This window comes from Ruegeria sp. AH3 (assembly GCF_056536265.1).
The window spans coordinates 2,230,477-2,245,000 of the sequence record NZ_JBQFJL010000001.1 but is presented as its reverse complement, the minus strand read 5'-3'; the positions used below and the strand labels follow the sequence as shown (position 1 = coordinate 2,245,000).

Below are 14,524 nucleotides of genomic sequence, written 5' to 3'. Positions count from 1 at the left end.
AAAGCTTCATATTGTTATCCCCTCACAACCTAGTTGTGAGTAGATACTCAATATGGGGTTTAAACAGGTACTTAAGACCTGAATACATAGGGTTTTAAGAGCAAACCCGGGGAACTGAAACATCTAAGTACCCGGAGGAAAGGAAATCAATTGATACTCCCCTAGTAGCGGCGAGCGAACGGGGACCAGCCGAGCCGGATAAGTGACTAGAACACGTTGGGAAGCGTGGCCATAGCGGGTGACAGCCCCGTATAGGAAGCTTTGACGGACGTATTAAGTAGGGCGGAACACGTGAAATTCTGTCTGAAGATCGGAGGACCACCTTCGAAGGCTAAGTACTCCTTGCTGACCGATAGCGAACCAGTACCGTGAGGGAAAGGTGAAAAGCACCCCGACGAGGGGAGTGAAACAGTACCTGAAACCGAACGCCTACAATCAGTCGGAGGCTCCTTGCGAGCTGACGGCGTACCTTTTGTATAATGGGTCATCGACTTGGTCTCACGAGCAAGCTTAAGCCGTTAGGTGTAGGCGTAGCGAAAGCGAGTCTTAATAGGGCGCATGAGTTCGTGGGATCAGACCCGAAACCGAGTGATCTAGGCATGGCCAGGTTGAAGGTAAGGTAACACTTACTGGAGGACCGAACCCACATCCGTTGAAAAGGATCGGGATGAGCTGTGCCTAGGGGTGAAAGGCCAATCAAACTCGGAGATAGCTGGTTCTCTGCGAAATCTATTTAGGTAGAGCGTCATCCGAATACCCCGGGGGGTAGAGCACTGGATGGGTAATGGGGCCCCACAGGCTTACTGATCCTAACCAAACTCCGAATACCCGGGAGTACTAGATGGCAGACACACTGCGGATGCTAACGTCCGTAGTGGAGAGGAAACAACCCTGACCTACGACTAAGGCCCCCAATTCATGGCTAAGTGGGAAAGCAGGTGGGACGACCAAAACAACCAGGAGGTTGGCTTAGAAGCAGCCATCCTTTAAAGATAGCGTAACAGCTCACTGGTCTAAATAAGTTGTCCTGCGGCGAAGATGTAACGGGGCTCAAGCCATGAGCCGAAGTCTAGGGATGCGTAAGCATCGGTAGCAGAGCGTAGTGTGACATAGTCTCATTCCTCCTTCATGCCTTCGGGCAGATTGGAGGAGAGAGGCTTTCGATGAAGCGGGCGCGTGAGCGATCCCGTGGAGAGATCACTAGTGAGAATGATGACATGAGTAGCGACAAAGAGTGTGAGAGACACTCTCGCCGAAAGTCCAAGGGTTCCTGCTTAAAGCTAATCTGAGCAGGGTAAGCCGGCCCCTAAGCCGAGGCCGAAAGGCGTAGGCGATGGGAACTAGGTTAATATTCCTAGGCCAGGAGGATGTGACGGATCACAGGTGTAGTTCAATCTTATCGGATTGATTGGGCTGCTGAGTGGTTCCTGGAAATAGCCCTCCATCAGACCGTACCCTAAACCGACACAGGTGGACTGGTAGAGCATACCAAGGCGCTTGAGAGAACGATGTTGAAGGAACTCGGCAAAATACCTCCGTAAGTTCGCGAGAAGGAGGCCCGGTTCCTAGGCAACTAGGGGCTGGGGGCACAAACCAGGGGGTGGCGACTGTTTATTAAAAACACAGGGCTCTGCGAAGTCGCAAGACGACGTATAGGGTCTGACGCCTGCCCGGTGCCTGAAGGTTAAAAGGAGAGGTGAGAGCCTTGAATTGAAGCCCAGGTAAACGGCGGCCGTAACTATAACGGTCCTAAGGTAGCGAAATTCCTTGTCGGGTAAGTTCCGACCTGCACGAATGGCGTAACGACTTCCCCGCTGTCTCCAACATCGACTCAGCGAAATTGAATTGCCTGTCAAGATGCAGGCTTCCCGCGGTTAGACGGAAAGACCCCGTGCACCTTTACTACAGCTTCGCACTGGCATCAGGATTGTGATGTGCAGGATAGGTGGTAGGCTTTGAAGCGGAAACGCAAGTATCCGTGGAGCCTCCCTTGAGATACCACCCTTCGCACTCTTGATGTCTAACCGCGGTCCGTTATCCGGATCCGGGACCCTGCGTGGCGGGTAGTTTGACTGGGGCGGTCGCCTCCTAAAGCGTAACGGAGGCGCGCGAAGGTTGGCTCAGAGCGGTCGGAAATCGCTCGTTGAGTGCAATGGCAGAAGCCAGCCTGACTGCAAGACTGACAAGTCGAGCAGAGTCGAAAGACGGCCATAGTGATCCGGTGGTCCCGAGTGGAAGGGCCATCGCTCAACGGATAAAAGGTACGCCGGGGATAACAGGCTGATACTGCCCAAGAGTCCATATCGACGGCAGTGTTTGGCACCTCGATGTCGGCTCATCTCATCCTGGGGCTGGAGCAGGTCCCAAGGGTACGGCTGTTCGCCGTTTAAAGAGGTACGTGAGCTGGGTTTAGAACGTCGTGAGACAGTTCGGTCCCTATCTGCCGTGGGTGTAGGAGACTTGAGAGGAGTTGCCCCTAGTACGAGAGGACCGGGGTGAACGATCCACTGGTGGACCAGTTGTCGTGCCAACGGCAGTGCTGGGTAGCTATGATCGGACAGGATAACCGCTGAAGGCATCTAAGCGGGAAGCCCCCCTCAAAACAAGGTCTCCCTGAGGGCCGTGGAAGACCACCACGTCAATAGGCCGGAGATGTAAGCGCAGTAATGCGTTCAGTTGACCGGTACTAATCGCCCGATAGGCTTGATTTGATCCAGTAACAGAAAGACAAATCACCAAAAGCATACACTGACCTTGAGTTGGACAACGTTGATCTGATTAACAACCGTGCGGTAACGCGCCTTTATCTGTGATAAAGACGCTGCCTGCCGCATGGTCGCTTTCTTGCACAGCAAGAAAGTCGACCGAGGGCTTTTCCTCGGTTTGGTGGTCATAGCGCAAGTGAAACACCCGGTCCCATCCCGAACCCGGAAGTTAAGCACTGCCGCGCCAATGGTACTTGGGCTTAAGCCCCGGGAGAGTAGGTCACCGCCAAACCTAGCAAAAGCCCACAAACAAACTTCTCTCTAAACGATCAGCAGAACACGACCCGGTCTCAACTAGCCAAATAGGCGGTAGACCAACGCAGGGCTTCAAGTAGCGTAAGCGATAGGCCAACGCAAAGTGTCGCGGGATGGAGCAGCCCGGTAGCTCGTCAGGCTCATAACCTGAAGGTCGTAGGTTCAAATCCTACTCCCGCAACCAACTTAATTTCCGAAGCGCCAATAGATGCTAAATCTGGGGCGCTTTCGTCGTTTTTGGGACCTTCGATGACTTCCATATTCCGAAGTATCGTAAGCGTTGCATCCGACCCCTGACAATTGACCTCCCGATTGCGAAGGCAACGTTCTATATTGGCGCAGTGCGCCAATACGGCGAACGACAATCGTCGATTTCGGTTTCTAGCTCTTGCGAAATGACCTGCGCGATAGCTTAAAAGGTTGAGTGCGAAATTGGGGTATGATCGTGTGCTTTCCTACTGCAACGACAGTGAGTTTCTAAATGCTGGATGGATACAAAACACAGCAGCATTTGCCAGGCGCTTTATGTTGGCGAGGAGCAATTCTGTTTGATAGTAAGCGTTGCATCTGACCCCTTAAATAGCCCCTGATCAGCCATTTGCTTCCATGGCATATTGCCAAAAACGAGAGGCGGCAGCATGGGGCAATTCCCACAATCATTCGAAGTCTATGGCTTCACCATCGAAGTGCATGCGGGCGAACGCCGCGTCAGGCCCCGCGTCGCTGATCCAGGTGATGGTGATAGGCAGAAACAACAGCGAGCTACATAGCCTCAAGCGTATGTGAGAGACCGTTTCGAATGTGATCTTTCAACAGCTTCTTAGCGGTGCTCGCGTCTCTGGCCAGCGCGGCGTCGAACATGCCCTTGTGCTCCTTGACCGCCTCTTCGCCGCGATAGGTCAGCACGAGCATCTGATACCGTAGGTATTTGTCGTAGATGATCGAGTGCAGAGACAGAAGGTTCTTGGAGTTGCAGGCTGCGATCATCGCCTGATGAAACTCCCAATCATACCGTTTCCAGGTCTCCTTTTCGGAATCATCTCCTCTGAGAAGCTGCTGTTCCATCAGGTGCAGTTTGTGGTGTGCGGCAACCAGATTGCCTTCCCAATCCGTGTCGCCGTTGGCAATGGACAACTCCAATGCGTGGCATTCCAACAGGACGCGCAACTCTGAAATCTCGGTCAGATCTTCTCGTGAAACCGGCGTGACCAGGAAACCCCGTTGCTCGGGAGCTTCGACAAATCCGTCGCTAGCGAGCCTGTTCAGCGTTTCACGAAGTGTCGAAAGGCTTGCCGAGTAGCGTTCCTTCAAGGCGTCCAGCTTCAGTTTGGAGCCGGGCTGCAGCTCCCCGAAGATGATGTCCCGCTTGATGCGCTGATACGTGCTTGCACCTATCGTGGACGGCTGTTTCGCCATGCGTTTCACCCGATATTCTCCGTTTCCTCGTTCAATTAACATTTTTTAGAGACATCAGCAATCCAAACTGCTGTATGGTAAAAATAAAAATATCATACATTATTGCGGAATCGCGAAAACCCCAATACGGTCGTGGCCAAGTTGGGCGATGCCGCTCAGTCGTATACATCGGGTTCGGGAATTCCAGACCCTCCGGAAGGAAGCAAAGTGTCTAAGAACTTTCGCATTGCCATTGTCGGCATTGGCCTTGTTGGACGCCGCCACGCAGATGCTATCCGAGCGTTGCGCCATGTTGATCTTGTCGCGGTCGTTGATCCCAGTGACGAAGGCCGTGCTTACGCCGTTGAGCACGGGGTCGCATGTTACGAGACCCTCGAAGAAATGTTTGCAAATCAAACTCCGGACGGAGCTGTGCTTGCGACGCCCACGACGCTTCATGTTGATCAGGGCCTAACCTGTGTTCGACATGACTGTCCCGTTCTTGTCGAAAAACCGATTGCCGTGGAAGCCGCCGCTGCACTGGAGCTTGTTCAAGCAGCGGAGAAGGCCAATGTGCCGCTGATGGTTGGACATCATCGTCGACACAATCCTCTGATCAGGTCGGCTAAGGAAGCCATTGTTGATGGGAAGATTGGAGATGTGCGCGCTGTCCATGCGAGTTGCTGGTTCTATAAGCCAGACGAGTATTTTGACGCTGCGCCTTGGCGGAAGAAACCCGGTGCAGGTCCCATCTCGGTCAATCTCGTCCATGATGTGGATCTGCTGCGGTACCTGGCCGGAGAAGTCGCGACCGTACAGGCTCAGTCGGCTGCATCGCAACGCGGTTATGACAACGAAGATGTTGCAGGTGCGCTTTTGACGTTCGAAAGCGGGGCGATTGGGACCATAAGTGTGTCCGACAGCATCGTTGCTCCATGGAGCTGGGAGATGACGTCTCAGGAATATCCAATCTATCCTTCAACCACCGAGAGTAGCTACATGATCGGTGGCTCTCATGGGTCGTTGTCTGTCCCCGATCTTCGGCTGTGGAGTTACCAGAGAGAGCAAAGGGATTGGTGGACGCCAATCTCATCAACTGCGCTGAAGAAGGGTGCCTCTGACCCCTTGGTCAATCAACTCAGGCACTTTGTTGAAGTAGCTCGGCACGAAGCAGAGCCGATTGTGTCTGGATGGGAAGGTTTCAGAACGCTTCAAGTTATTGAAGCTATTCAGAATTCCTGCAGAACAGGTGAAACGATCAGGATCGAAAACTTGCAAAAAACACCAAAGGTGAACATAACTGCAGTGTAAAATATCAGATATTTTGTAAAAAATCTTGCAAAATGTCCAAAATAGGTCAAAACTCAGAATCGGAAAAATGCATCATGATGTCTCAGGGAGGAGCAAAGTGATTACCAAACTTACCCGCCGGGCTGCTGTATCAGCCCTTGTTGCAACCGGTGTTCTGCTCAGCGCAACAAGTGGTGCGCTGGCGGAAGACAAAGTGCAACTTCGCCTCGCAACATCAGGATCGGAGACCGACCAGCGCTCGGTCGCTATGGCCGAGGTTTTCGCGCCCATGGTCGCTGATTTCGCAAGCTACGAGCCCAGCTATAATGGAACCATCTTCGCCCAAGGCACCGAGTTGGACGCCATCAGCCGGGGTAACCTGGAAATGTCGATCACCTCGGCGCAGGAACTGGCACAGTTCTTCCCCGAGTTTTCGATCTTTACCGCAGGCTATGTCCATCAGGACGCCGCGCATCAGGTGGCTGTCTTCAACGATCCCTTGATGGATGCCTTCAAGCAAAAGGCCGAAGAAGAATTGGGCGTCAAACTGCTGTCGGTCATGTATCTGGGCCGTCGTCAGGTGAACCTGCGCCAGCCCAAGGATGAACTGACCGTCAGCACTCCGGCTGATCTGGAGGGTGTGAACCTGCGGATGCCGGGCACAGATGCGTGGCAATTCCTTGGCAAAGCGCTGGGTGCCGCTCCGACACCAATGGCGTTCTCAGAGGTTTACACAGCTCTGTCGACCGGTGCCGTTGACGGTCAGGACAACCCGTTGCCGACTGTGGTCGATGCCAAATTCTACGAAGTGACCAATCAGATCGTCCTGACATCGCATCTTGTTGACCTGAACTATATCGCCATCGGCAAAGAGGTTTGGGACGGTCTGACACCGGAACAGCAAGCCAAGGTTCAGGAAGCTGCCGACGCAGCGGCTGAAGCTGGTCGTCAGAAGCAGCTTCAGAAAGAAGAGGACCTTGTCAGCTTCCTGAAAGAGCAGGGCATGGAGGTCTACGAGCCCGACCTCGCGGCGTTCCGCGATCAGGTACAGTCGATGTATCTGGAAAGCGAGTTCGCCGGGTCATGGCCGGACGGTGTTCTGGAGCAGATCAACGCTCTGGGCAACTAAGCTCATCTACACAAGGGAGGGAGAACCACAATGAAAGGCTTCATAAAGGGGTTCTCCCGGCTGACCGAAGCGATTGCCGGTGGTATGCTGGCGGCAATCTTCCTAATCTTCCTTCTGCAAATTCTTCTGCGGTACTTTTTTACCCCCGCCGGTTGGACGCTTGAACTGATCGGCATCCTCTGGGTCTGGGTGATCTTTTTTAGCTGCGCGTTCATCGTGCGCGAGAGAGATCACGTAAAGTTCGACATCATCTACCTTTCGGTGCCGGTGCGCGTTCGCCAGGTCTTTGCGATGCTGGCAGCCGCGGCAATTGTGGTCGGGATGCTCTACAGTTTCCTGCCAACGTGGGACTACATCGACTGGATGAAAATCCGCAAAACATCGACCGTGCGCAATCCGTTCTCGGGTGAGAAGATACCGCTGCGCACTGTGTTCTCAATTTATGCGGTGTTCATGCTGGTCGTGGCCGCACGGTATGGCTGGCTGTTCTTCGACATCATGCGGAACGGCCCGCCCAAAACCGAACTTGAAATGGTCGTGGGATTTAACGTGGTCGACGATCACCCCCGGGTCGACGGTGAAGACGACGAGGACGCAGACAAATGAGTTTTGAACTTCTTTCCTGCCTGCTCGCTCTTTTTCTTCTGGCAGGCATAGGGACACCTATCGGCTATTCCATCCTCTTGGCCTCATTGGTGTACCTTGGTACCGCCGGATTGGACGTCGCTCTCGCAGGCGAGAAGATCCTGCAAGGGTTCTACAAAAGCACGATCCTGCTTGCGGTTCCTTTGTTCATCGTCGCCGCGAACATCATGAATGCGGGGTCGATCACCGACCGCTTGCTGAACTTCTGCGTCGCTGCTGTCGGTCGTTTCAAAGGCGGCCTCGGGCACGTCAATGTGGTGGCGTCGCTGATCTTTTCCGGTATGTCCGGCTCGGCTGTCGCGGATGCGGCAGGGATCGGCAAGATCATCATTGAGATGATGACCAAGGATGGCCGCTATAGCCGAGGCTATGCGGCGGCGATCACGGCGGCCTCGGCGACGATCGGCCCGATCATTCCGCCCTCGATCCCGATGGTTCTGTATGCGCTGGTTTCAAAGGCGTCTATCGGGTCGCTGTTTTTGGCAGGCATTTTGCCGGGTCTGATCATGGGTGTCGTCCTGATGGCGATGAACTATTATCTGGCCGGAAAGCGGAACTTTGCCTTGGAAGAACCAGTTCCGCTGCGCGAGTTGCCTGCTAAAACCGCCAACGCGTTCCCAGCACTGCTGATGCCCGCAATCCTTCTGTACGGCATATATGGTGGCGTCACTACTCCGACTGAGGCTGCAGCCGTGGCTGCATTCTACGCCCTGCTTCTGGCAGCGTTGTTCTACCGCGCACTGACCTTCCGTGGCCTTTATCAAGTGTTCGTCGACAGCGCGCGCTCTTCCGCCGCCGTCGGGGTTGTCATTGGCGGCGCGTTCATTCTGAACTTCATCGTCATTCAGGAGCAAATTCCTCAGTCGATCTCGGCACTGCTGGAGGGTTCTGATGTCAGCCCGATTGTGTTCCTGATCCTCGTAAACCTGCTGATCCTCGCGCTGGGATGCGTGTTAGACGCAACAACGATCATCTTGGTGATCGTGCCCCTGTTCATTCCAACCTGCGAAGCGCTTGGAATTGATCTGGTGCATTTCGGAGTGCTGGTCGTCGTGAACTCGATGATCGGTCTGATCACGCCGCCCTATGGCATTCTACTCTTTGTGATCAACGCCGTGACGGACATTCCGCTGCGTGAAATCATCTCGGAAATCTGGGCCTTCCTCGCGGTTCTCATCTTCGCCTTGGTGATCATGATGCTGATGCCGGATCTGGTCCTGTGGTTGCCGCGTATGTTTGGATATCAGGGATAATGTGCCTGTCGGTTTCGACAACGTCGATCCCCGGTGATCTGGCCGAAAAACTAAGTGCTATCGCTGACGCAGGGTTCGGAGGTGTCGAACTACATGAACCGGATTTGACCGCTTTTGACGGGCCACCGTCGCAAATTCGGAGCATTGCATCAGATTTCGGCCTGAAGATTTGCCTGCTACAACCCTTCCATAACCTTGAAGGCCAGGCCGACGCCGGTCGGGAGCGCGCCTTTGATCGGCTGAAGCGCAAACTCGACCTGATGAACGAGTTGGGAACGGAATTGCTGTTAATCGGGTCTGCCTTCGAGGTCGATGTCGCCGCGACCGAAGAACAGGTAATCGCGGATCTTGGCGAGGCGGCCCAAATCGCTAAAGAAATGGGGATGCGTCTGGCCTATATGGGCTTGCCATGGTCGGATCTTATTCACTCGGATGAGCAGGCGTTAGGCGTCGTTGAAGCCATCGACAGCCCTCATTTGGGGTTGGCCTTAAATTCCTTCTTCTCGCTTGCCGACGGGTCCAAACCCGCCCGCCTTCGGGACATCCCCGGCGAGCGGCTGTTCCATGTGCAACTGTCCGATGCACCCCGACTTGAGATGGATATTCGAAGGCTCAAACGGCACTTTGGGCTTCTGCCGGGGCTTGGATCGTTGAACCTTGCTGGCTTTGTACGCGTGTTGTCCCGCGCCGGGTACAAGGGGCCTTGGTCCATTGCGCGCGTCAATGAAGCAGCTCCTCAACCCGGTGGTCGAACACTTGCCAGAGACAGCTACAGGTCGCTGGTGAACCTCCTGGATGAGGTATCCCGGACCGAGCCGGGAACCGATTTCGGCATCCCGGACCTGCCGGAACGCGTCTATGCGTCAGGCTTCGAATTCGTCGAATTTACAGCCGACGAAACAAGCGGCGCGCAGCTGGCCGATATGCTGTCAGCGATGTGCTTTCGAATGGAGCGAAAGCACGTCACCAAGTCCGTCGAGCTGTGGCGGCAGGGCGCGATAAACATTGTTGTGAATACCGAAAAGGAAGGCTTTGCCCATTCGGCGTTCCTGGGTCACGGCCCCTCTGTTTGTGACATGGGGTTGCGTGTCAAAGATGCGGATCAAACTGTTCAGCGGGCGACCGCGTTGGGCGCGCCGAATTTCTCACAACCGGTGGGGACCGGGGAACTGGACATCCCAGCCATCCGTGGTGTTGGCGGCAATGTTGTTCACTTCATCGATGAGAAATCCGATCTGCATCGGGTGTGGGACATCGAGTTCGAGCCGGTTGCGAAAACCAAAGCGACCCAGCCTGCCGGTCTGCGCCGTATCGATCATCTGGCACAGACGATGCGTCACGATGAGATGCAAAGCTGGCTGCTCTACTACATTTCGACGTTTGAGATGGCAAAATCCCCTATCGTGAACGTCGCCGACCCGTCCGGTGTCGTGCAAAGCCAGGCTATCGAAAGTCCCGAAGGCGAAGTGCGCCTGAACCTGAACGGGGCCGTTGGGCGCCGAACTCTGGCAGCCTCATTCCTTGAAGATGGCTTTGGGGCCGGTGTTCAGCACATTGCCTTCCAGTCGGATGATATTTTTGAAACCTCAGCCCAGTTGCTCAAGTCCGGCTTTCCCAGTCTGGCGATCCCGGAAAACTACTACGCTGATCTGCAAGCGACTTTCGGATTGGATGACGACATGATCGCCCAACTGCGCCGAGGCAACGTTCTTTACGACAGGGCGGCGGGTACCGAGTATTTTCAGATATATAGCCGCCCCATCTTTAATGGCTTCTTCTTCGAAATTGTTGAGCGCCGCATGGGCTATGCCGGTTATGGTGCGCGTAACGCGCCCATTCGCCTTGCTGCGCAAAGCAAAACCCAGCCGGTGAAAGAGGTGCAAAAGCAATGACCGTGCTGGATGAAAACATGACAAGCGATGAGCGCGCTGTTCGCCATTGGTGGCGTACCTCAATCATCGACATGAAACCCGGACAGATCGCATTTCGCGGCAACGCCATAGAGGACCTGATCGGGAACGTATCTTTCCCGCAGATGATCTGGCTTATGGTGCGGGGAGATCTGCCCAACGACGCGCAAGCGCGCCTGTTCGAGGCCGCTTTGGTCGCAGGTGTGGATCACGGCCCACAGGCTCCCTCAATCGCGGCGGCGCGTATGGCCGCCACCTGCGGGGTAGGTCTCAATAATGCGATGGCGACTGCGGTGAACATGCTGGGCGACGTGCACGGCGGGGCAGGAGAGCAGTGTGCAGAGCTGTACTATGATATCGCAGTCCGTATGGATGCGGGAGGTTCGCTGAACGACGCTGTTCGGGATGGCTTGGACAGTTGGCGCGAGACCTACGGCAAGATTGTATCGGGCTTTGGTCACAGGTTTCACAAGCCCGTCGATCCACGCGCACCACGATTGATGCAACTTGTTCGAGATGCGGCGGCAGAAGGCACAGTTTCTGGCCGGTTTGCCGATATCGGAGAAGAGGTTCAGGCCGAGCTTGGCCGTCAACGCGGCGGTCGGCCGATCACCATGAATATCGATGGCGCGACAGCTGTGATCTTCTGCGAACTCGGCTTTCCCGCCCCCTTGTCGCGAGGGCTGTTCTGCCTGTCCCGCTCGGTTGGAATTCTCGCCCATGCCTGGGAGCAGATGGGGCAGGGCGGTCGGAACAAAGGGCCCATGCCCCCGAATTACTTACCCCTCTACGAAGACAGGAATGATGACACGTGAGACATCGAAATCCTTCCGGGTCGGCCTTATCGGCTGTGGTCGTATCAGCGATATCTATCTAAAAACACTATCCAAATTCTCAAACGTCGAGGTCGTGGCTTGCGCAAGCCTTGATCCTTCGGAAAGCCGCGCCAAAGCAGATCAATACGGCATCGCCAAGGCCTGCACGCCAGATGAAGTATTTGATGATCCGACAATTGACTGCGCTTTGAATCTGACAATTCCAGCGGCGCATGCGGAAATCAGCCTGCGCGCCTTAAACGCAGGCAAGCACGTCTATTCCGAAAAGCCGCTGGTTATGAATCGAACGGATGGCAAGGCGATCCTGCACATAGCCGCTGAAAAGGGCCTACTGGTCGGCTGCGCACCCGACACATTTCTGGGCGGTCGCTGGCAGACCGTTCGGCGCTTGATCGACGATGGTGCCATTGGCAAACCGACAGGGGTTTTTGCCCATGTCGGCACCCACGGGACGGAACGTCACCATCAAAACCCGGATTTCTACTATAAGGCGGGTGGTGGGCCATTGCTGGACCTTGGGCCGTACTACCTGACCGCCATGATCTGCTGCCTTGGTCCTGTTGACCGGGTCGCCGGAATGGCGCGACGCACATTCGACAAACGAATGATCGAAAACGGCCCTCGCAACGGCGAATGGATGGATGTCGAAGTCGACACGCACTCCCTAAGCCTGCTTCAGTTCTCTTCCGGAGCTATAGGGTCAATGACCATGAGCTTCGACATTTGGGACAGCGAAACTCCGCGGTTCGAGATCTACGGTGAAAACGGCACCATCAGCATCCCTGACCCTGACCCGGTTCACGGAGCCAACATCTTTCAGGGCGATGTCTGGCTTAAAACGCGCGAAACCTCGCGCTGGTCTCATCAGCCCCGCCCAATCGGTCGCGACGCGTGGCAGGTGGTCGAAAACAAACACGGGTTCAACGAAGATAGCCGCGGCCTCGGCCTATTGGATCTGGCCCTGGCGGCACAGGGAGGACGCCAGCCCCGTGCAAGTGGAGCGCTGGCTTATCATGTGTTCGAGGTCATGGACGCAATTGAACGGGCTCCGAGATTCGGTGCCTACCAGACAATAGAAAGCCGTTGCGAAGCACCCGAGCCTTTGCCGACCGATTTCCTGAGAGATGAGAGGAAGGAGTTGGCGCGTGCCGATTGAGACACTCGACTTTGCCCAGCCATTCTTTCGCGTCCAACATATCACCGATGAAGACAGAATATCTGTCGAAGGTCGCGCAATTGTTCTGAACCTAGGGGAGCGGGATATCTCGGTCGAGGATCAGGCCGTTGCGCCGCTTTCGTCTGTCATTGTGCAAGATAACTCTCTCAAAGGCGTGGAACGTGCTGTGGTTGTTCACGATTTCGACGCCCATGCCGATGACAACGAACTGTTCGCAATGGTGAAAGATACGTGGCCATCTGCTTTTGATGTCCGCCAAGAGGAGCGATTGCGCGGTGTCAGCCACTACATGTCGCCAAAGGTCTTCGTTGGTAACGTTGGACTGACCATGTACCACTCGGGCTCGGTGCCGCTGAATGTCGGTTTGCACAAAGATCATCCGTTCTGCCCGGTACCGGGGTTTCGCGAAGTGCACACGCAAATCGTAGGCTTTGGAAAAATGCAGCAATGCCGCGAGCGGGATGTAGAGACCCTTTATCTCGAAGAATTCATGGCCCCGGGCACCACGCACAAGCCGATGTATGACGCCGAAGGCAACTATCCCTGGCATCAATACGAGACAATTACCCCCAGCATTTTCATGGCGGTGGAAATGCTGCCGGAAGGCGTACGGGTCCCGGAAATGGAGGTTCAGAATGGCTGAGAGACTTTTACTCGAAGACCTGAGCTTAGACGGCCCTTTCCCCCGCTTGTCCCGCCGTTTGCGGCTGGGCGTTGTCGGTGGTGGACGTATCTCCGTCACGCAAGCAACGGCTGCGCGGATGACTGACCGATGGGAAGTCGCCGCAGGCGCGCTCAGTTCTGACGCCGAGCGCAGCAAGGCGCGCGGGGCTGAGTGGTTCTTGCCTGCAGACAGGTGCTATGCGTCGTTCGACGAGATGGCAAAGACTGAGGCCGTACGCCCGGATGGTGTGGATGCCGTCATGATCACCACCCCGAACCACGTTCATTTTGACGCTGCCAAGGTGTTTTTGGAGGCGGGTATTGATGTGCTGTGCGACAAGCCGCTGACCAATGAAGTCGCCGAGGCCAAAGGGCTTGAGGAGATCACCGCGCGTACGGGACAGGTCTTTGCCGTCGGTTATGCGATGTCGTGTTTTCCGGTCATCCGGCAGGCCAAGCAAATTGTGGCGGAAGGCGGCATCGGTCAAATCAACCAAATCCATGTCGAGTTCATGCAAGACTGGATGACGCCCGAAGATGTGGCTGATGCGCCCCATGTCAAATGGCGGCTGGACCCAAAGATTTCTGGCCCGACCAGTTGTGTCGGCGATATCGGCACCCATGCCGCGCATCTCGCCAGTTTTGTCGCGGGTCTGCCGATGACCGATCTACGGGCTGAATTCCATGTTTGCGGCGCGCCAAAGCCTTTGGAAGACACAGTTTTCATGTTCACCCGCTATCAAGGCGATGTTCCGGGAACCCTGATGGCGACACGCCTTGCCCCAGGAAATCGGGGTGGGTTGCGATTGCGCATTTTCGGGAGCGAAGGGGGCCTCGAGTGGGACCTGGAGAATTCGGAACAGCTGAAGTTCAATCGGTTTGGTGAGCCGGATCGTATCATCAGCCGAGGTCACGGGCATGGCATCGGCCCCGGCGCGGAACGCCTGATCCGCACTGCGCGCGGCTTCCCCGAAGGAATTATTGAAGCCTGGGCCAACCTCTATACAGAATTTGCCATGGCAGTGGCTGCGCGTCGGGATGGTGTCATCATTCCGGGAGATTGGCTTACCTATCCCAGTGTCAATCAAGGCGCAGACGGTGTCCGGTTCATTGATGCTTCTGTGCGCTCTCACCAATCCGGAGGCGGGTGGGTCACTCTCTAAAGCTTTGCCAACACAAAGGTTAGACACGCCCGGGCAACGTCCC

At 55.3% G+C, this 14,524-nt stretch carries 10 protein-coding genes, 1 tRNA gene and 2 rRNA genes (1 of these 13 cut by a window edge); 12 read left to right on the top strand and 1 reads right to left on the bottom strand.

Translation table 11 applies throughout. The features are described from left to right. From ACR3EM_RS11285 to ACR3EM_RS11275, 3 genes are all read left to right on the top strand, one after another. Window positions 1–2,711, top strand: a 23S ribosomal RNA gene (locus ACR3EM_RS11285) (it extends 135 nt beyond the left edge of the window). 171 nt (window positions 2,712–2,882) lie between these two features. Continuing rightward, window positions 2,883–2,997: ribosomal RNA gene (gene rrf / locus ACR3EM_RS11280) — 5S ribosomal RNA — on the top strand. A gap of 130 nt (window positions 2,998–3,127) precedes the next feature. Further along, window positions 3,128–3,204 (top strand) — tRNA-Met (locus ACR3EM_RS11275). Window positions 3,205–3,782: 578 nt separating this feature from the next. Here the strand turns inward: ACR3EM_RS11275 and ACR3EM_RS11270 are convergent. Continuing rightward, window positions 3,783–4,436 (bottom strand): GntR family transcriptional regulator, encoded by a 654-nt coding sequence (locus tag ACR3EM_RS11270; RefSeq protein WP_480470787.1) that lies wholly within the window; start codon window positions 4,434–4,436, stop codon window positions 3,783–3,785. Window positions 4,437–4,577: 141 nt separating this feature from the next. On the opposite strand from ACR3EM_RS11270, the gene ACR3EM_RS11265 reads away from it, so the two are divergent. The 9 genes from ACR3EM_RS11265 (at window position 4,578) to ACR3EM_RS11225 (ending at window position 14,481) form a co-directional block, all read left to right on the top strand. Next, window positions 4,578–5,726, top strand: a complete 1,149-nt coding sequence (locus ACR3EM_RS11265; RefSeq protein ID WP_480470786.1) for a Gfo/Idh/MocA family protein — start codon at window positions 4,578–4,580, stop codon at window positions 5,724–5,726. Between the two features lie 97 nt (window positions 5,727–5,823). Next, window positions 5,824–6,834 (top strand): TRAP transporter substrate-binding protein DctP, encoded by a 1,011-nt coding sequence (gene dctP, locus ACR3EM_RS11260; protein ID WP_480470785.1) that lies wholly within the window; start codon window positions 5,824–5,826, stop codon window positions 6,832–6,834. A 30-nt stretch (window positions 6,835–6,864) separates the two neighbouring features. Continuing rightward, window positions 6,865–7,440: a TRAP transporter small permease gene (locus ACR3EM_RS11255; protein WP_480470784.1), complete on the top strand. Its 576-nt coding sequence runs from the start codon at window positions 6,865–6,867 to the stop codon at window positions 7,438–7,440. Continuing rightward, complete coding sequence (locus ACR3EM_RS11250; RefSeq protein ID WP_170328647.1) at window positions 7,437–8,732, top strand: TRAP transporter large permease; 1,296 nt, start codon at window positions 7,437–7,439, stop codon at window positions 8,730–8,732. The genes ACR3EM_RS11255 and ACR3EM_RS11250 overlap by 4 nt, the downstream gene beginning before the upstream one ends. Continuing rightward, a complete protein-coding gene (locus ACR3EM_RS11245; protein ID WP_480470783.1) occupies window positions 8,732–10,624 on the top strand; it encodes a bifunctional sugar phosphate isomerase/epimerase/4-hydroxyphenylpyruvate dioxygenase family protein in 1,893 nt (630 codons plus the stop codon). Before ACR3EM_RS11250 ends, ACR3EM_RS11245 begins: the two co-directional genes overlap by 1 nt. Further along, entirely contained in the window at window positions 10,621–11,457 is an 837-nt protein-coding gene (locus ACR3EM_RS11240) for a citryl-CoA lyase (protein WP_480470782.1), read from the top strand. Before ACR3EM_RS11245 ends, ACR3EM_RS11240 begins: the two co-directional genes overlap by 4 nt. Continuing rightward, window positions 11,447–12,634 carry a Gfo/Idh/MocA family protein gene (locus ACR3EM_RS11235; protein WP_480470781.1) on the top strand — a complete coding sequence of 396 codons (1,188 nt, stop codon included), beginning with the start codon at window positions 11,447–11,449 and terminating at the stop codon, window positions 12,632–12,634. Before ACR3EM_RS11240 ends, ACR3EM_RS11235 begins: the two co-directional genes overlap by 11 nt. Beyond that, on the top strand, window positions 12,624–13,298 hold the full coding sequence (locus tag ACR3EM_RS11230) for a hypothetical protein (RefSeq protein ID WP_480470780.1): 675 nt from the start codon (window positions 12,624–12,626) through the stop codon (window positions 13,296–13,298). Before ACR3EM_RS11235 ends, ACR3EM_RS11230 begins: the two co-directional genes overlap by 11 nt. After that, entirely contained in the window at window positions 13,291–14,481 is a 1,191-nt protein-coding gene (locus tag ACR3EM_RS11225; RefSeq protein ID WP_480470779.1) for a Gfo/Idh/MocA family protein, read from the top strand. Before ACR3EM_RS11230 ends, ACR3EM_RS11225 begins: the two co-directional genes overlap by 8 nt. The last annotated feature ends 43 nt before the right edge of the window (window positions 14,482–14,524 follow it).